The organism is Fictibacillus halophilus, assembly GCF_016401385.1.
Classification (GTDB): Bacteria; Bacillota; Bacilli; order Bacillales; family Fictibacillaceae; genus Fictibacillus; species Fictibacillus halophilus.
Map to the genome: position 1 here is coordinate 451,408 of NZ_JAEACF010000001.1, position 17,018 is coordinate 468,425.

Here is a 17,018-nt window from a genome sequence, read left to right on the forward strand (position 1 = left end):
TACTTTTTATTTTGAGAAAAAATGAACGAAATGGAATGTTCTTACCAATAGATAGTGAAAGGTAAAGGAGAGGTGAGAGTGGATACAAAAACAGAGTTTGAAGAACTTATACGACGTACACGATCGGGAAGTAAACATGCTTATGGAGAACTTTATGAAAATACAGTTCAAGATGTTTATCAAACGGTTCATTTTTTACTAGACGATAAATCAGATGTTGATGATGTCGTTCAAGAAATTTATGTAGAAGTACTAAGAAACTTACACCGTTTCAACACCGACAAACCATTTCGGCCATGGTTAAAAGGGATTGCGATCAAACAAATTTCTGCTTATAGAAGAAGGCGGTGGATCAGTTTTAGAAACTATCAAAAGATATCTCAACAACCTTCTGAGGTTGAAGATGATTTTTCTCCACAAGTCGTTGATGGCTTTGTAAATAAACAACTTGTTCAGCTAGTAGAACAACTTCCTTTTAAATTGAGACAAGTCATAATCTTGCGCTATCTTAATGAGCATTCCCAAGAAGAGGTAGCGGCCATTTTAAAAATTCCTGTTGGAACAGTTAAGTCCAGAGTTCATACAGCACTCAAGAAGCTGCGTAAGCAAGAAGAGTTAGGAAACATTTTTCTAAGAAAGGTGGAGAATGTATAATGGCACATGTAAACCAGTTAAAAACGGCACTGAATGAAGAGGCTAGGAATGTTTGTCCACCTCCTGAGTTGAAAAACAAGGTTATGAGTCAGTTTACACAAAAAAGAAATTGGGGCATGAAAAGATATGTTGCTGCTTTCCTTATTGCATTATTTATCATTCCAACGAGCGCTTTTGCTTATCAATCGCTATTAGCGGATGGTTTATATGGTTCTTTTGCTAATGTAAAAAAGCATGTGGCTTCAGCTACATTAGAGGGTTACATGACTCTTGATGCAAAGTTATCAGAAGCAAAAGGGGAAATGGGTAAGGAAGAGTATGAGAAGTTTCGAGAAGCACTGAATGTACTGACAGATGCAAAGCTCAAGTATGGTGATCAATTTGGTAATATTAATTATGACCTGATGCCTAAAGAAGAAAAAGAAAAGATAAGAGTAAATTCTTTTGTACTTCAACCTTATTTTGATAAATTGAACGGTGATGTTCCGAGCAAGGAATTGCTTTCATCCTATGAATACAAATTATTTATTGATGCGCTCATGACATACGAAACCATTCTAGCAAAGGCTGAAATTGATACGAGTAAAGGGCCAATTGTAATTGAAAAATTACCTGTTGAATATCAAGATCAATTTAAACTCACTCAAGAATTCATTCATAATGTGTATCAACTACAAGAAGAACAACGATAATTAAGATAAAAAAAGCAGTCTCGCGAAAAAAGGCGAAACTGCTTTTTGTTGCACCAACCACTTTTACCAACCACGTTCTATCCAATCGTTTTGAACGACTGCTAATCGGTTTTTCTTTCCTCGCTGATCACTTCCGTATACATCATCCACGTACCATCCTCTGCCGTTAACAGATGCATCAGTTTCATAGAGGAAACGAACAAACTTTGTTCCCACAGGGAGCTCTATTTTCTCACGAGACCAACTTTCTTCTTTTCCGGTATATATATTTGGTAGTGTTGTCCAAGTTTCATTATCACTTGAAACTTGAATGGTACCTTTGTCACTTCCATCTTCAATACTAAACCAGTGGTTAAAATGAAGAGTATCCTGATTTTCACCGACTTCATACGTTAATCCTTTTTTCAGGTTATCGCCATATCCTGCAAACCAAGATTTTTCTCTTTGATGAAGCGGGACTGAAATCGCATCAGCTGTTAATTGTGCGACCTTACGTCGTATTGGATTCATCGAGACTGTAGCACGAGAAGGATGGACGCGATTCGTCAAGGTCAGTACAATCGTTTTATTTTTGGGAGACACAACCATTGAGGTTCCCGTATATCCAGTGTGTCCAAGTGTTTCTTCATTACTGAGAGCGTCCATATACCAACCTTGATTTAGTTCCCAGCCAAGTCCGTGTGAATTGGTTGGAAACTGTGGCAGTTGGTTTTCTGTTAATAAGCTAACCGTTTCTGGCTGGAGGATCTGTGTTTTGCCGTACTTACCATCCTTTAAGATCATGTGTCCAAAAATGGCGAGGTCTTTAGCGGTGGAAAACACACCAGCATGTCCTGCAACACCATCTAAACTCCACGCGTTCTCATCATGCACGCTACCCCAAACCATGCCACGGCCGATTGTTGGCTGATATTCTGTGGCAGCAATTCGGTTACGAAGTTCTGCCGAAGGATTGTACATCGTATCTTTCATTCCGAGTGGCTCAGTGATGTTCTTTTTTACATAGTCATCGAGACGTTGACCTGACAATCTTTCAACTAAAACACCAAGTGTAATTAAATTTAAGTCACTGTATGTATACGTTGTACCAGGTTTATTTTTTAACCCGTACTTTAAAGCAATCTGCAACCGGTCCTCGCGATTTGCTCCCATACTGTAAAGAGGAATCCATGCTGTAAACCCGGAAGTATGCGTCATGATCTGCCGGATGGTTACGCTCTCTTTTCCGTTTTCATTGAACTCTGGAATATATTTTCCGACAGGATCATCTAGATTGAACTTTCCTTGTTCGTATAGCTTCATTGCAGCTGTCGTTGTGAAGAGTTTAGAGATCGAGGCAATGTCAAAAATGGTGTCTTTTCTCATCTCAACAGGTTGATCCATCTCTGTGAACTGATCGTCTATGTAGCGAGCGGAGAAGCCATATGCATCATGTTTTGCGATGCTTCCACTTCTAGCGATAAGAACGACAGCGCCTGGCATGGTTCGTTTCTCGATTTCGCTTTCAATAAACGGACCGATTTGCTCTAGTGGTTCTCTCTTTAGTGAGGCACTTTCAGGTGTTCCAGGATGAAGAACAGGTGATGATTTAGAGGGCTGGTTCCAGTCACCGTGATGTGTTCGATTATTATGATTGGAGGAACCTTCTGCAAAAATAGCAGGAGTGAAACTGGATAACAACATGGCTGTACTTAGCATGGTACATACTAAAACACGTTTTCCTCTCATGAGTCATTCTCCTTATTCTGAATATTCTTACACTTACTTACAGTAGCAAGCCCGCGTTGAGGTGTCTATCACTCGGAAGTCCCACAGCATTTTGTACTAGTTAAATTGTAGAGAAATTGTAGGGGGTCTGACCCGGGTCAGACCCCCTACAATTTAAAGGAACTTTTCATCTTTTCTCGAATAGTTACAGTGGACAAATAAGAGAGGAGATTACAATCGTGTTGTTACAGCTAGCACCTGCTTTTATCACATTTTTGTTAACTGTAATATTTGCCCCTCTGTTAATACTGACGTTAAAGAAACTAAAACTCACACAACCCATTCGAGTAGAACTTCCTCAAGATCATCAAGAAAAGAAGGGGACACCCTTAATGTTAGGAAGTGTGTTTTTTGTAGGGATTTTTGTCGCGCTTTATTATTACACGACAAGTCCCATCATGCTCTTTCTAATAGCAACGTTTATATTGTTTAGTTTTATTGGTTTTTTAGATGATTTTTGGAAAGCTTCAAAACAGGATCCTGGCGGGGTATCAGGAAAGACAAAACTAAAATTTCAGTTCGCGTTCACCATCCTACTCTTATATGTCGGCATCGATCTTTTCGACATTGATACAAGCATACGGGTGACGGAATCACTGAACCTTGTTCTTCCATACATCATTTACCTAATCATCATCACACTTTTTATTGTCGGGACGGCAAACGCGATCAATTTTACTGATGGCATGGACGGGCTCCTCGGTATGGTGGCGATTCCTACATACTTCTTTTTCTTTGTAATCAGTGAGTATACGGAAGTGAAAGTCTTTTGCTTAGTGATGATTGCTACGATTCTAGGATTCTTAATCTATAATCTGTATCCGGCAAAAGCGTTCATGGGGGATACGGGTTCACTCGCGATTGGAGGAACTTTATCGTTTCTCGCCATCATTGAAAACGTGGAGATTTTGATACCAATCCTGTTCATAATCTATCTTGCAGAACAGCTTTCTGTCATCATTCAAGTGGCTTATTTTAAACGCACAAAAAAGAAGCTTTTCCGATTCACGCCCATTCATTATCATTACGGTATTAAGTACGGATGGTCGGAAAATATGATTGTAACCGTGTTTGCGATGATTTCTTGGGCGGCGTGTGGCATTTGTCTCATCTATTATGAATTATTCATGTAAAACTAGTTTAAGGGGGTTACACAATGCCCTTTTAAGCTGGTTTTATTTTTATTAAGGATTTTGATGTGGAAGATGGCTGATGAGGTGAAACCTAAGCATTTTCAGGTGGAACGAGGTTCATTATAGGTAGAAGTAAAGATATTAGCGGTTAATCTATGGTGATCTCAGGTGGAAAAACATCATTTACCGGCTAACGTGTAACAAAAATAAAAACACGTACCGTAAAACGACGAAAAAGCATGATCTTCCTCATCAACAAAATTAAACAAAGGGCAGACTCTAAAATGGAGTCTGCCCTTTGATATAGGGATTGGAGTTTCAACAAACTTCCTACCAGATTTCCTCAGCCCATTCTGGGTGATCGATGAATGGATTACGATTGTGCTGATAGTCTTCATAAATGATGTTGTTGCGGTTGCGTTCCCAGTTATCAACCGGATCCTCTAAGTGCCACTGAAGCAACACAGACATTTTACCGTGATAAGGAGCCGTTCCATTATTGACGTTGTTGTTCAATTCTAGTTGTGGTTCACCGCTGTCACCTTCATAACGAACAGCCATGTAAAACAGCATGCGGGCAACATCGCCTTTTACGGCATCGCGTGGTTCCCATGAGTCGCTGTCATAATAGTTGCCAAGTGCTTCGGAATGCTGTGTGCCACCGTTATCAAAATCAAGGTTTCCACGAGAGCTATTTACGCTGACATCCGTTGGGCGCAAGTGATGGATATCCGTACCTGGACCCATCGCGGTTCCGAAATCACCATGTGATTTTGCCCAAACGTGCTCACGGTTCCAATTATCTACTCCAGAACCGTTACTTGTTTTGCTCTGTGAACGGCCAGTGTATAAAAGGATAACATTGTTGCTGTTGTTTGGATCTTGATCGGTTACTTTAAGTGCGTTCCACACGGCATCGTAAGAGAGCTCAGTATGATCATCAATAATATTGTGAAGAGCTGTTTTTAATGCTGCTCCCGTTTTTCCTTGAGCAGGATCATAATACGATTCATCAAATGTTGGTGGGTCAGTAGGATCTGTCGGCGGATCTGTTGGTGTTGTACCAGATGCTTTTTCCATAGCTGTTGGATCTTTTAAGCCTGCATGTGAGAAGTAAGCCGCCAGACTTCCCGTAACTTTTATGGATTGACCTTTTAAAGTAGGGTTTGTTTTTAGGCCAAACTGTGACCGGTAAGAAGTTGGAATCTGAACATACACCATGTTAGCTGTGTTTGTTTCAGTAGGACTGTCTGCTAAAGCAAGTGCATAATCATTTGGATAATTGCTTGTTACTACGGTGGTTGTGGCAGTTGGTTGTCCCACCACATACCCTTGAACAGTTTTTGCAGAATTGTTCTGATTCGAAATACTTTGAGAAACTGAATAAGGACTAGTCCACGATCCATCGCCAGCTGCTTGAAGAGCTGGTATAAATGCTAGCGTGCTAACCACTAAAGCAATTACAACTGAGAAAAGTGAAAGGAACTTTTTGTTTTCATGCCTTTTCATCATCAACGCCTCCATCCATTTAGTTTTTTCCCCTTGTAGCTTCATTTCTAGTTGTTTCACATATTTCAAAATGTTGGTGAAACAGGTTTTATTCTACAATACTTTTATTAATTTCATTTTACAGATTTGTAAAACGAGAAAACTAGCTACAAAGGAAGGAACTAAATAGGAGATGAAAACAGTTAAATGGGCCTAAAATGTAATAGAATCTTCATTTTCAATTACTTTCTTACTGTGTAGCACCGTAATGAAACCGTCTAATATCTCATGACTGCTTGAAAACCCTTTACGTTGATAAAAGGACAGTGCGTCATCATTCCCATTGGATACAAAGATAAAATAATCATTCACTCCATTAAAAGAAGAGAGCCAGTTCATACACATACTAAATAGTTTAGAACCCACTCCAAATTGTCTGTACTTTTCTTTTATATAAAATTGAGATAAGCACCCGACTGCTTCATTTTGTACAGAATTCATGTCAAAAAAAGTCGCGAAATCATTGCGATACACTTCTTTAGGAGAAATGTTTGCATACACATATCCCACATACTCATTTCTATCTTTAACAACAACGATGTAGTTATGTATGGCTTTCTTTACAGATGGGACCAAGCGTGTGTCGAAGTTCATGAAATCAAATAATTCAGGGCTGATTACCGCTTTTTTTTGTTGATATTTCATGAGTTCATTGCAGAGTTGTCGGCAAACCTCAATCTTTTGATCAGGAATAATCTCGTAATTTAAGTCCATTTTAATCACTCCCATACGTAATTCATTACGCTATAATTTTAGTACATAGAAAGACGAAAACAAGTATGCAGTAATTTCTTACTAAGTCAGTAAAAACTGATTAAAGGAGCCTTAACATGAGTGATGAAGGTTATAAAAGAAAAGAGGATTGTCCGTTAACATTTGCTCTAACACTAATAGGGAGTAAATGGAGACTTCCGATTATATGGGCACTGTGGAAAAATAAGACGATACGATATAACGAACTAAAGCGTCAGGTAGAAGGAATTACAAACATGGTTTTATCTCAGTCTTTAAAAGAGATGGAAAAACAAGGTCTCGTGGTGCGAACGCAATACATGGAGATACCACCTAGAGTGGAGTATTCATTAACGGAGACAGGAGAAGCTTTAATTCCATCACTAAAGTCTTTAGCAGAATGGGGAAAAGAGATGCAGTTAACGGTCAAAAATCATGTCTGAGTGCCCGTTATGTAAAGGTAATAACGCCTGTTCGATTTCAGATGAAAAGAACCCGGAAACATGTTGGTGTATGAAAGTTCAGATTCCATCTCAACTTCTAAAAGCTGCTGCTTCAGATCGCGAAACATGTATTTGCCAAAAATGTGTGAATGATTGGAACAAAAAAGGGTGCTGAAAGTAAGTGAACAGCACCCGGATTTTGTCATTAGTAGTTAAAAGTCTTTATATGAATTTCTTAATTTTATCATCTTGGAAAGTAAATCTTCTCCAATCTCACTTTTAAACTCTCGGTACACAGGCTCCCAAATCTTCGCCCACTCTCTTTTTTCTTCCTCTGTCAGATAATGAATATCGATCGAAGAGTTTCTCTCGATTAATGCAAGCTGTTCCTGGTTCATCGCGAAAGATTGAGTCTGGTTCCAGCTAGTAGCTTCATCCAAAGCTTCAGTTATGATTCTTTGCTGCTTCTTCGTAAGATTGCTCCAAAACTCATCATTCATGATTACAGCATATCCTAAAAATCCATGATTGCTTATCGTAAGGTGACTTTGCACATCAAAGAATTTTTTAGAATAGATGTTAGAGATCGTGTTCTCCTCACCGTTTAATTCTCCAGATTCCAATAATCGGTACGTATCGTTAAAATCCAATCCAATTGCTTTAGCTCCAACTTGATCAAATTGATTCTCAAGCACAGAACTAGGCATGATTCGCAGGTTTTGCCCTTTTAGATCATTAGGGTGAACGACCGGCCCGTCGTTTGTTGTAATTTGTTTAAATCCATTAATCCATAACGTAAGGCCTTTCATATTTTTCTCTTCTAGTGATTGAAGCAACGTGCTCCCAATGTCTCCGTTTAACGCCTTTATAATACTTTCACGAGTAGGCATGGCATAAGGAAGATCAAGAACCTGCCATTTAGGTGAAAATGTGCTTAGCTTTGTCGTAGCAGGTGCGATCATCTGCACATCACCACGCTGCAGCGCTTCAAGTTCTTCTTGATCGGAGTAGAGTCCACCGTTTGGAATCACTTCAATTTTAATCTGACCATTAGATTTCTCGTTTATCCGTTTTGCAAAACGCTGTGCAGCAAGTCCTTTAGGAGTATTCTCTGCAACCACGTGACTAAACTTGATGACAACTTGGTCCTGTATGCCTTTTTGATCATCATCATAGGGAAGTGTTCCTTCGGCCATTTTTGTATGAAAACCAATCCAGATTGATACTCCTAAACCCGCTATCAGTATCAGTGCGATCCCAATGAAAGATTTCATCCATGAATTACCCCAAATCCGTTACTTTTTTAAATAGTCTAACATATTGAAATTGAAATGATACAATAGTGACAATGAAAAGGAGGTTGCTAGTAAATGACGATGAAACGATTACCCATTCGAACAAAAATCATGATCCTAACGTTTGGAATCGTGCTCTATGCCATCCTAATCGGAGGTGTCGTCATTATTGGTAAGATCCTCGATATTCAGGAAGAAGAGCTTGGTAAGCGGGCAATGATTACTTCACGCACCGTTGCACAGCTTCCCGAAGTGAAGAAATACATTCAGATAAATAGAGGCTGGAACGAGATAGAACCAGTCGTTGAAAAGATACGAATCATTAATGAAGCAGATTATGTCGTGGTCATGGACATGGATCATATCCGATATTCTCATCCTGTTAAAGATATGATTGGTACGGTGTCTAAAGGGAGTGATGAAGGTGCAGCCTTTGCTGACCATACGTTTATTTCAAAAGCTAAGGGAGAGATGGGTACAGCTGTAAGGGCTTTTGTTCCCATAAAAAATGATGAGTTGGAGCAGATCGGCGTTGTGGTGGTCGGTCATGTAATCCCAGGATATTATGAAGTGTTTCACGATCTGACAGATGAGATGACTCTCATCCTACTCTTAGTTCTCTCGTTTGGTGTGATCGGTTCCTATCTGTTAGCTCGTCATCTTAAACAGCAGATGTTCTATTTAGAACCGCACGAGATCGTTCGTATGTTCGAAGAGAGGACAGCAACGTTCCACTCTATGCATGAAGGTGTAATCGCTATTGATAAAGAGGAGCTCATCACGATCTTTAATGAAAAAGCAAAAAGCATATTCTCAGTGAGCGGAGACGTTGTTGGAAAACAGATTCGTGAAGTGATACCAGATACGCGTCTTCCTGAAATCATTGAACTGAGTCGTCCTGTTTATAATCAAGAGATTCGTGTAAGTGGAAAAGTTATCATGAGTAACAGAGTGCCAATAAAAGTGAACAACAGAATAGTTGGTGCTGTTGCTATCTTCCAAGATAGGACAGAAGTTGCGAAGATGGCGGAAGAACTAACGGGTGTAAAGGCATTTGTAGAGGCACTACGAGTTCAGAATCACGAACACATGAACAAGCTTCATACGATTGCAGGGCTTCTTCAGTTAGGCAATATGAAAAAAGCGATGCAATATGTATTTCAAATATCAGAAGAAAAAGGTTCACTCACTCGTTTTTTAAATCAAAGAATTAAGAACGAGAGTCTTGCAGGTCTATTGTTAAGCAAAGTGGGACGTGGAAAAGAACTCGGAATAAAAGTGGTGATCGATAATGAGAGCTCCCTCAAAACGTTTCCTGACCAGCTCGATCAGCATGATTTTGTTACGATCGTTGGTAATCTAATAGAGAACGCGTATGACGCCCTTAAAGGGATACGTGATGGCAGGATCGATGTTTCGATCGCGCAGGATGCTGAGGCATGTGCCATATTGGTTGAAGACAACGGTTGCGGGATGAGTGATGAAGTTCAGCAACACATGTTTGAACGAGGATATACGACAAAAGGAAACAACGGGTCTGGTATTGGGTTGTACCTGATTCGTCAGATTGTGGAAAAAGGTAATGGAGAGATAGAAGTATCATCACACGAAAATCAGGGAACAAGCGTTGTAATCGTATTTCCGATGAATGATAGAGGTGAAGAGGATGAGTGAGATAAAGGTTCTATTGATAGAAGATGATCCTATGGTCTTAGAAATAAACAAAGCGTTTATAGAAAAGGTAAAGCGATTTAAGGTAATTGAAACGGCATCAAACGGATCAGAAGGGCTGAAGCTAATAAAAAAACATAGGCCAGACCTCGTTGTTCTTGATATCTACATGCCAGAACAGGATGGTGTTGAGACGCTGCAGCAGATTCGAGCGGAAAAAATTCAGGTAGACGTAATCATGATTACTGCCGCAAATGACTTAGAGACCATTCGTTCTATGATGCAGAACGGTGCGTTCGATTATATTATCAAACCGTTTAATTTTGAGCGCATTGAAAAAGCACTAAAGAAATACAGAACGTATCATTCTACTATGTCTCCATCAGGAACCGCTACACAGAAAGATCTGGATAACCTCTTCTATTCTGAAATACGTGATGTTCCTGTCTCAATGGAACTTCCTAAAGGATTGAACGAGCTTACGTTAAAACAGATCGGCAGCTTTATAAAAGCGCAAACAGAAGCGAAGTCCGCAGAAGAGGTAGCGGAAGGAATTGGCATCGCACGAGTTACAGCTCGAAGGTATCTCGATTATTTAGTGAAGAACGGCTCGATACAAATGGACATTCAGTACGGGACTGTAGGACGACCTGTAAATCGGTACCTTCTTAAAAAATAGGTGGAGACCAAAAAGACCAAAACGTCCAATAAGTTCTTAATATTCTAACAAAATACTGAAAGCGTTATCATTATCTTTACAAATGATAGCGCTTTTTTTATTGGCTTGTGTAAATTGTGTGGAAATTGTCTGGGGTCTGACCCGGGGTCAGACCCCAGACAATTTAACACTTTAGAAGTTCATTTTCATACTCGAAAGGAGAAGAACAATGAAAAGGTTATTTAAGAACTTAACGTTTCAGGTATTAACAGCTATCGCAGTAGGTGTTCTAGTTGGACTCTTCTGGCCGGATTTCGGGAAACAGATGAAACCTGTGGGAGATACATTCATTAATGCTGTTAAAATGGTGATCGCGCCGATTATCTTCTTAACGATCGTACTGGGTATCGCGAAAATGGGTGACATGAAGAAGGTAGGTAAGGTCGGAGGTAAAGCCTTCATCTACTTTGAGATTGTTACGACGCTCGCACTCGTTATTGGGTTGATCGTTGTTAACGTGTTAAAACCAGGTGCGGGCTTAGATTTTGATAAACTTGAAAAAGGTGATGTGTCGCAATACACGTCTGAAGAAGGCGGTAAGATCGATTGGATCGAGTTCGTTACACATATCGTTCCTAGCAACATGGTCGATGCATTCGCAAAAGGTGATATTCTGCAAGTGCTATTCTTTTCTATCCTATTTGGTGTTGGACTTACTGCACTTGGAAACAGCGGGAAAATCATTATCGAATTCTTTGAAAAGTTGCTTAATGTCTTTTTCAAGATCGTCGGTTATATCATGAAAGCTGCACCACTTGGAGCTTTCGGTGCAATGGCGTTTACTATTGGAAACTATGGCCTAGAGTCACTTGTACCGCTTGGTAAGTTAATGATTGCGGTTTACACGACGATGTTCTTCTTTGTTTTTATCGTATTGAATCTGATCTGCAAGATGTATGGATTTAGTTTGTGGAAGTATTTGAAATTTATAAAAGAAGAGCTCCTAATTGTACTCGGAACGAGCTCTTCAGAATCTGTTCTGCCACGAATGATGAACAAGATGGAGAAGTTCGGATGCTCGAAGTCTGTTGTTGGTCTTGTCATACCAACCGGATATTCCTTCAACTTAGACGGAACATCCATCTATCTTTCTATGGCAGTCGTCTTTCTAGCTCAAGTATTTGGCATCGATCTTAGTCTCACTCAGCAGCTAACAATCATCGCTGTACTGATGCTAACATCTAAAGGTGCAGCAGCGGTTACAGGCGGTGGATTCATCGTTCTTGCTTCAACGCTTACAGCTATGCAAGTCATTCCTGTTGAAGGATTGGCGCTACTATTAGGAGTTGATCGTTTCATGAGTGAAGCACGTGCAATTGTAAACTTAATCGGAAACGGAATTGCAACGATCGTTGTTTCTAAAAGTGAAAATGAGTTTGACGAAGGTAAAAGTGAAGAAGCGATTCAGGCAATGTATGAAAATAGAAAAATTGCGGTTTAACGTTAGGAAGAGCCTTGGTCGAAACAGACTAAAGCTCTTTCTTTTTGATATGCTTAAAAAAACGAGAGAACTGGAGGATGTAAAGTTATGATCTGTAGCATGCTCAATATAAAATACCCAATCATACAAGCTGGCATGGCAGGCGGACCGACAACACCTGAATTAGTAGCAGAAGTAAGTGAGGCAGGAGCACTAGGAACATTAGGTGCAGGATATATGACTCCTCAACAAATTGAAACTGCTTTACGAGATATTCAGCAACTCACACAATCTTCAATTGCTGTGAATCTGTTTCTTCCACAGACCTATGACATTCATAAAGATGCCATTCTAGGTATGCAGCAATATTTGAATACATACCGTGTAAAACTTGGAATTACTGAGGTTAATAACATTCCAGACATGGAGAATTTATTTGAGGAACAACTTGCTACCGTGATAGAAGCAGGTGTGAAAATAGTTAGTTTTACATTTGAGGCACCAACTAAGAGATTAATAGAAGAATTACACGCTTCAGAAATCATAGTTATTGCAACAGCAACTTCTGTTGAAGAAGCAATTCAGCTAGAAGCAAATGGTGTGGATCTCATCGTTGCACAAGGTGCTGAGGCAGGAGGACATAGAGGAACGTTTCTGAATGTTGAAAATGAATCTATGATTGGCACAATGGCCCTCGTACCACAAATGGTAGATGCCGTCTCCTGTCCAGTTGTAGCAGCAGGAGGCATCATGGATGGCAGGGGAATGGCAGCAGCACTGGCTTTAGGCGCTAAAGCCGTTCAGTTAGGAACAGCATTTTTAACGGTAAAAGAGAGCGGAGCGCCTAACATTCACAAACAAACCATATTATCTAGTCGTGATACAGACACGAAAATCACAAAAGTTTTCTCAGGAAAAAGTGCGAGAGGGTTTAAGAATACGATGATGATAGATTTGGAGAATCGTATAAGTGGTAATCCGCCGCCGTATCCACTGCAGCATATATTAACGTCTGACATTCGAAAAGAAGCGGCAAAACAAGGGAATAAAGAGTTGATGTCCATGTGGGCAGGTCAAGCATCAGGTTTAGCAAAAGTGGGATCTGCTGGCGATTTGGTGGAGAATTTGGTTGGCCAATGTGAAGACGCACTCCAAAGAATTTCATGGATATAAAGTTTTACTGTTACGGTCTTTTTTCATCCAGGTACTAATAAGATTTGTATTAGCTATACAAATTTTATAGATTGGGGTGAAATCATGGATTTTATGACCGATTTTGCACCGTACGTTGGTTTAGCTGTGATTTTATATGCCATTCGTCATACAGATCGTTTTTCGAATAAGTATATCCCCATTGTTGCTGTTGTCTTAGGAGTTCTTTATGCCTTTTGGGAAGCAGGTGGTGCTACACCTGAAGCTACATTAATTGGATTAAAATACGCACTTCTTGGAATAGGGACAGTCGCAGGTATTAAATATTCGTTAGAACAAAACTTAAAGAAATAAGCCTAATTACTAACAGTGCTGAAAACACAGCGCTGTTTTTTTATTGTACAAATAGTGTAAAAATGTTAAACAAATGTAGTGTTAAATGTTTAACTACTTTAACTTATGGGAAAGGAAAAATATCCAAGCCAGTAAAGGAGGGTGTTGCTAAAATGAACATACAACATGACCTTGATAGTAAGGTATTAAACCGATTGCTGCAAAAAGATTCCAAAGCCTTAAAACAAATGGTCGATTCATATAGCACACTATTATTTCAAGTTGCTCTCCGAATAACAGGTGATAAGCGAGTGGCTGAGCAGGTTTTGTGCGAAGTATTTCGGGAACTATGGGAAAACCCAAACCATTACACAAAAATAAAAGATAAATTTCTATCCAGTTATTTGATAAAATTATGTAAAATAAAATGCGTAGATCGGGAAGAAATCCACATCACTCGCCTATTGTCGAAAAAGTCGAAAAATTATGTTGCGAATAATGCAACGATCTGATATTATAAATACGCTTACAACTAATGTAAATAAAGTAATGGAGAAAATACACGATCTGTACTTTTTCTATTCTACTTTTAATGATGAATGAACGCTCTGCACGAGTATGTAGAGCTTTTAGACAACATTCTACAATGGACTTATTTGAAAAAATAAGTACTTTTGAATGTTGTCTTTTTATTTGTCTTCCATTAAGGTAAGTTTCATGAATGTTTAACTTTATTAACTTTATAGGGGGGAATTAAGGATGAAAAAGTCTAAAAATCGTTGGCTTATTGCTCTATCAGCGGTGGGAATACATATCTCAATCGGTTCCGTGTATGCTTGGAGCAATTTTACAAATCCATTGATTGAGGAATTCGGCTGGACGGCATCACAAGTACAGATGACATTCAGTATCGCTATTCTATTTCTAGGTTTGTCGGCTGCTTTTTTAGGACATTTTGTTGAAAAACATGGTCCAAAGAAAGCGGGTTTGCTTGCAGCCATTTTCTTTGGAATAGGAATTGCTGGCTCAGGTATTGCAGTCAATATCGGGTCTTTAACACTGCTTTATCTCTTTTATGGAGTACTTGGTGGGATCGGACTCGGAGTAGGTTATATTGCACCTGTATCTACACTGATAAAATGGTTTCCCGATCGTCGTGGCTTAGCAACAGGACTTGCTATTATGGGTTTTGGTTTTGCAGCAGCGATCAGTTCACCTATTATGGACGCACTTATTAAATCTGTTGGTGTCGCAAACACTTTCTTTATTTTAGGAATTGCTTATTTTGCAGTAATGACATTGTCCTCGCTTTATTTGGAAAAACCAGAAGAAGGATGGCTTCCTGCTGGATTTAAGGAAAATGTAGAAAGCGGAAAAGTGAAAATTAAAAAAGACCTTTCACAACTAACAGCTAACGAAGCTGTTAAAACAAGACGTTTTTATTATTTGTGGATTATGCTTTTCATCAATGTTACATGTGGTATTGCAATACTTTCTGCCGCAAAACCTCTTGCTGAAGAAAGTATTGGATTAACAACTGCTGAAGCTGCAGCGCTTGTAGGTGTATTGGGATTATTTAATGGTTTTGGGCGAATTGGATGGGCATCCATTTCAGACTATATCGGGCGACCTAATACATATACGACATTTTTCGTTTTACAGATCGCACTCTTTTTCATGTTGCCACAAACTTCATCATCGATTCTTTTTCAAGTCATGCTGGCAGTTATCTATACTTGCTACGGTGGAGGATTCGCATCAATACCAGCCTACATTGGTGACCTATTTGGAACAAAACAGGTTGGAGCGATTCATGGTTACATCTTAACGGCATGGGCAGCGGCAGGTCTTGCGGGACCATTATTCGCGGCTTGGATTAAAGATACAACAGGTTCTTATGCAAACAGTTTAACTTTCTTTTCTGGTTTGTTTATTATAGCGCTCATCGTATCTATACTAGTCCGCTTTGATATGAAAAAACTAGCGGCGAAACAAGAAAAGTCTGTAGCCTAATTAAAAATGCAGTGTCTTCATTAATGGGAAGACACTGTTTTTTTACATGTTAGAACCAACTTGAAACTATTTACCTTTATAAAATGAGAGATTATGGTAAAATTGAGAAAGTGACGACAACCAAAGGAGAACTTATGACACAAAACCAAGTGAAAATCGCAGAATTAAATGCAGAAAATTGGTATGAATGTTGCTTTTTAGAAGTAGCAGATGATCAGATGAGCCATATCGAACCTAACGCAGTTTCCATAGCTCAATCCAAATTTGAACCAAGCTTAAAGCCTTACGCTATCTTTTTGGAAGATAAAACAGTTGGATTTCTTATGTTCAACTCAATGGAAGAAGAATTAGATGGGTATTGGATTTATCGGATTATGATCGATAAAAATTATCAGCAAAAAGGAATTGGTAAGATCGCAACACAGTTGATGATTGATGAAATGAAGACTTTGTTAAATCCTAAAGTAATTGTAGTGGGGTATCACCCGGAGAATAAGGGAGCACATCAACTGTATGAGAGCTTAGGATTTGTTGATAAAGGTGATAGGTTTGGCAAAGAAATGGCTGTAGTGCTAGAAATTTAATACATATATGATGTTGGCAAAAACTTCTGAAATCTTAGATTACCCTCAAATTTTTAAATAACATTTTCGAATAATTAATGTTGAGTATATAAAAGTTTTGTAAAATAGTTGAACTCCATGTTTTATTGGAGTTCTTTTTGTTTTGTTTCATCTCGAAAGGGAAAGTTTGTTACGAAGGAGTGAATGATATAGATGAGAAGATCAGAACGCAAGAAGTCAAAAAAGAGAAATGTCGTTTTATTCAGTGCGTTAGGAGCTATTCTTTTAGCATTATTATTCTTGCCAAAAGATACGCTGCTGCTGGGTAGTGAAGAGGAGCCAAGGAAAGAAAAAACAAATCAAGAACCAAAACATAAAGTGGTAAAACTTCAGCCGGATAACGAAAGTGCTTATGAAGATGAGGAAAGTGAAGAAAAAGAAGGAAACAATAACGATAAAGCTAAAAAACAAGAACCATCTGAAGAGATTGGCATAGATCCTGAAAAAGAAGCGGATAAAAAGAAAAAAGCAGAAAAAGCTGAAGCGGAAAAGAAAGAACAACAAGCTTCAGGGGACAAACCTGTTCTAAACGAGCCGATCGGTACGTCACAAACAGGACCGCATACTTCTAGTTATGAAGAAGGCAGCGTGGATTGGAATGAAAAGCTAAAAGCGATTCGTCTTGCTACAGGACTCGATGAAAACATGACAGTGTGGAAGATCGGTAATGGCGGCAGTCCTCAAAAATCAGTTGCAGAAGTAAGTCCGAATAAACAGCCAAACGAAAAATACACCGTGAACCTCGAGTGGGTGGATCAAAAAGGCTGGATGGTGACGAGTGTTCAGAAGTAAGTTCTGAAGAAGTGGACAGTAAAATGTTGAAA

18 protein-coding genes are annotated in these 17,018 nt (G+C 39.2%); 14 read left to right on the top strand and 4 right to left on the bottom strand.

Going from position 1 to position 17,018, the window contains the following annotated elements:
- Positions 1-78: 78 nt before the first annotated feature.
- Together I5J82_RS02355 and I5J82_RS02360 are read left to right on the top strand one after the other, a co-directional pair.
- On the top strand, positions 79-654 hold the full coding sequence (locus tag I5J82_RS02355) for a sigma-70 family RNA polymerase sigma factor (RefSeq protein WP_198766496.1): 576 nt from the start codon (positions 79-81) through the stop codon (positions 652-654).
- A complete protein-coding gene (locus I5J82_RS02360) occupies positions 654-1,346 on the top strand; it encodes a DUF3600 domain-containing protein (protein WP_198766497.1) in 693 nt (230 codons plus the stop codon). The genes I5J82_RS02355 and I5J82_RS02360 overlap by 1 nt, the downstream gene beginning before the upstream one ends.
- A gap of 63 nt (positions 1,347-1,409) precedes the next feature.
- Here the strand turns inward: I5J82_RS02360 and I5J82_RS02365 are convergent, their stop codons facing one another.
- On the bottom strand, positions 1,410-3,074 hold the full coding sequence (locus I5J82_RS02365; RefSeq protein WP_233096383.1) for a serine hydrolase domain-containing protein: 1,665 nt from the start codon (positions 3,072-3,074) through the stop codon (positions 1,410-1,412).
- Positions 3,075-3,292: 218 nt separating this feature from the next.
- Here I5J82_RS02365 and mraY point away from each other — a divergent pair, with 218 nt between their 5' ends.
- Positions 3,293-4,246: a phospho-N-acetylmuramoyl-pentapeptide-transferase gene (gene mraY / locus I5J82_RS02370; protein ID WP_198766498.1), complete on the top strand. Its 954-nt coding sequence runs from the start codon at positions 3,293-3,295 to the stop codon at positions 4,244-4,246.
- A gap of 330 nt (positions 4,247-4,576) precedes the next feature.
- Here the strand turns inward: mraY and I5J82_RS02375 are convergent, their stop codons facing one another.
- Both I5J82_RS02375 and I5J82_RS02380 read right to left on the bottom strand, forming a co-directional pair.
- The gene (locus tag I5J82_RS02375; protein WP_198766499.1) at positions 4,577-5,755 is read right to left on the bottom strand and encodes an endonuclease; all 1,179 of its coding nucleotides are present in this window, start codon (positions 5,753-5,755) and stop codon (positions 4,577-4,579) included.
- A 192-nt stretch (positions 5,756-5,947) separates the two neighbouring features.
- Positions 5,948-6,508 (bottom strand): GNAT family N-acetyltransferase, encoded by a 561-nt coding sequence (locus I5J82_RS02380; RefSeq protein WP_198766500.1) that lies wholly within the window; start codon positions 6,506-6,508, stop codon positions 5,948-5,950.
- 116 nt (positions 6,509-6,624) lie between these two features.
- On the opposite strand from I5J82_RS02380, the gene I5J82_RS02385 reads away from it, so the two are divergent.
- Positions 6,625-6,969: a winged helix-turn-helix transcriptional regulator gene (locus tag I5J82_RS02385; RefSeq protein ID WP_198766501.1), complete on the top strand. Its 345-nt coding sequence runs from the start codon at positions 6,625-6,627 to the stop codon at positions 6,967-6,969.
- Positions 6,962-7,144, top strand: coding sequence for a cysteine-rich CWC family protein (locus I5J82_RS20645; protein WP_198766502.1), 183 nt, complete (start codon positions 6,962-6,964; stop codon positions 7,142-7,144). The genes I5J82_RS02385 and I5J82_RS20645 overlap by 8 nt, the downstream gene beginning before the upstream one ends.
- Positions 7,145-7,181: 37 nt before the next feature.
- Here the strand turns inward: I5J82_RS20645 and I5J82_RS02395 are convergent, their stop codons facing one another.
- Positions 7,182-8,243: a DctP family TRAP transporter solute-binding subunit gene (locus I5J82_RS02395; RefSeq protein WP_198766503.1), complete on the bottom strand. Its 1,062-nt coding sequence runs from the start codon at positions 8,241-8,243 to the stop codon at positions 7,182-7,184.
- Positions 8,244-8,339: 96 nt separating this feature from the next.
- Here I5J82_RS02395 and I5J82_RS02400 point away from each other — a divergent pair, with 96 nt between their 5' ends.
- The 9 genes from I5J82_RS02400 (at position 8,340) to I5J82_RS02440 (ending at position 16,986) form a co-directional block, all read left to right on the top strand.
- A complete protein-coding gene (locus I5J82_RS02400) occupies positions 8,340-9,938 on the top strand; it encodes an ATP-binding protein (protein ID WP_198766504.1) in 1,599 nt (532 codons plus the stop codon).
- Positions 9,931-10,614 (top strand): response regulator, encoded by a 684-nt coding sequence (locus I5J82_RS02405; RefSeq protein ID WP_198766505.1) that lies wholly within the window; start codon positions 9,931-9,933, stop codon positions 10,612-10,614. Before I5J82_RS02400 ends, I5J82_RS02405 begins: the two co-directional genes overlap by 8 nt.
- 208 nt (positions 10,615-10,822) lie before the next feature.
- Complete coding sequence (gene dctP, locus I5J82_RS02410; protein WP_198766506.1) at positions 10,823-12,094, top strand: C4-dicarboxylate transporter DctP; 1,272 nt, start codon at positions 10,823-10,825, stop codon at positions 12,092-12,094.
- A gap of 87 nt (positions 12,095-12,181) precedes the next feature.
- Positions 12,182-13,246, top strand: a complete 1,065-nt coding sequence (locus tag I5J82_RS02415) for an NAD(P)H-dependent flavin oxidoreductase (RefSeq protein WP_198766507.1) — start codon at positions 12,182-12,184, stop codon at positions 13,244-13,246.
- Positions 13,247-13,330: 84 nt separating this feature from the next.
- Positions 13,331-13,579 (top strand): phage holin family protein, encoded by a 249-nt coding sequence (locus I5J82_RS02420; RefSeq protein WP_191752959.1) that lies wholly within the window; start codon positions 13,331-13,333, stop codon positions 13,577-13,579.
- A 152-nt stretch (positions 13,580-13,731) separates the two neighbouring features.
- Positions 13,732-14,070 (top strand): RNA polymerase sigma factor, encoded by a 339-nt coding sequence (locus I5J82_RS02425; RefSeq protein WP_198766508.1) that lies wholly within the window; start codon positions 13,732-13,734, stop codon positions 14,068-14,070.
- Between the two features lie 247 nt (positions 14,071-14,317).
- Positions 14,318-15,571, top strand: coding sequence for an L-lactate MFS transporter (locus tag I5J82_RS02430; protein ID WP_198766509.1), 1,254 nt, complete (start codon positions 14,318-14,320; stop codon positions 15,569-15,571).
- 134 nt (positions 15,572-15,705) lie between these two features.
- On the top strand, positions 15,706-16,155 hold the full coding sequence (locus I5J82_RS02435; protein WP_198766510.1) for a GNAT family N-acetyltransferase: 450 nt from the start codon (positions 15,706-15,708) through the stop codon (positions 16,153-16,155).
- Between the two features lie 192 nt (positions 16,156-16,347).
- The gene (locus I5J82_RS02440; RefSeq protein ID WP_198766511.1) at positions 16,348-16,986 is read left to right on the top strand and encodes a YrrS family protein; all 639 of its coding nucleotides are present in this window, start codon (positions 16,348-16,350) and stop codon (positions 16,984-16,986) included.
- Positions 16,987-17,018: the final 32 nt, after the last annotated feature.

Excerpts from the sequence above, each read along its gene's own strand:
- I5J82_RS02380 (WP_198766500.1), bottom strand. The coding sequence starts at position 6,508 with ATGGACTTAAATTACGAGATTATTCCTGATCAAAAGATTGAGGTTTGC.
- I5J82_RS02440 (WP_198766511.1), top strand. The coding sequence starts at position 16,348 with ATGAGAAGATCAGAACGCAAGAAGTCAAAAAAGAGAAATGTCGTTTTA.
- I5J82_RS02375 (WP_198766499.1), bottom strand. The coding sequence starts at position 5,755 with ATGAAAAGGCATGAAAACAAAAAGTTCCTTTCACTTTTCTCAGTTGTA.
- I5J82_RS02385 (WP_198766501.1), top strand. The coding sequence starts at position 6,625 with ATGAGTGATGAAGGTTATAAAAGAAAAGAGGATTGTCCGTTAACATTT.
- I5J82_RS02365 (WP_233096383.1), bottom strand. The coding sequence starts at position 3,074 with ATGAGAGGAAAACGTGTTTTAGTATGTACCATGCTAAGTACAGCCATG.
- I5J82_RS02400 (WP_198766504.1), top strand. The coding sequence starts at position 8,340 with ATGACGATGAAACGATTACCCATTCGAACAAAAATCATGATCCTAACG.
- I5J82_RS02435 (WP_198766510.1), top strand. The coding sequence starts at position 15,706 with ATGACACAAAACCAAGTGAAAATCGCAGAATTAAATGCAGAAAATTGG.
- I5J82_RS02420 (WP_191752959.1), top strand. The coding sequence starts at position 13,331 with ATGGATTTTATGACCGATTTTGCACCGTACGTTGGTTTAGCTGTGATT.
- dctP (WP_198766506.1), top strand. The coding sequence starts at position 10,823 with ATGAAAAGGTTATTTAAGAACTTAACGTTTCAGGTATTAACAGCTATC.
- I5J82_RS02425 (WP_198766508.1), top strand. The coding sequence starts at position 13,732 with ATGAACATACAACATGACCTTGATAGTAAGGTATTAAACCGATTGCTG.
- I5J82_RS02395 (WP_198766503.1), bottom strand. The coding sequence starts at position 8,243 with ATGAAATCTTTCATTGGGATCGCACTGATACTGATAGCGGGTTTAGGA.
- I5J82_RS20645 (WP_198766502.1), top strand. The coding sequence starts at position 6,962 with ATGTCTGAGTGCCCGTTATGTAAAGGTAATAACGCCTGTTCGATTTCA.
- I5J82_RS02415 (WP_198766507.1), top strand. The coding sequence starts at position 12,182 with ATGATCTGTAGCATGCTCAATATAAAATACCCAATCATACAAGCTGGC.
- I5J82_RS02360 (WP_198766497.1), top strand. The coding sequence starts at position 654 with ATGGCACATGTAAACCAGTTAAAAACGGCACTGAATGAAGAGGCTAGG.
- I5J82_RS02430 (WP_198766509.1), top strand. The coding sequence starts at position 14,318 with ATGAAAAAGTCTAAAAATCGTTGGCTTATTGCTCTATCAGCGGTGGGA.
- I5J82_RS02405 (WP_198766505.1), top strand. The coding sequence starts at position 9,931 with ATGAGTGAGATAAAGGTTCTATTGATAGAAGATGATCCTATGGTCTTA.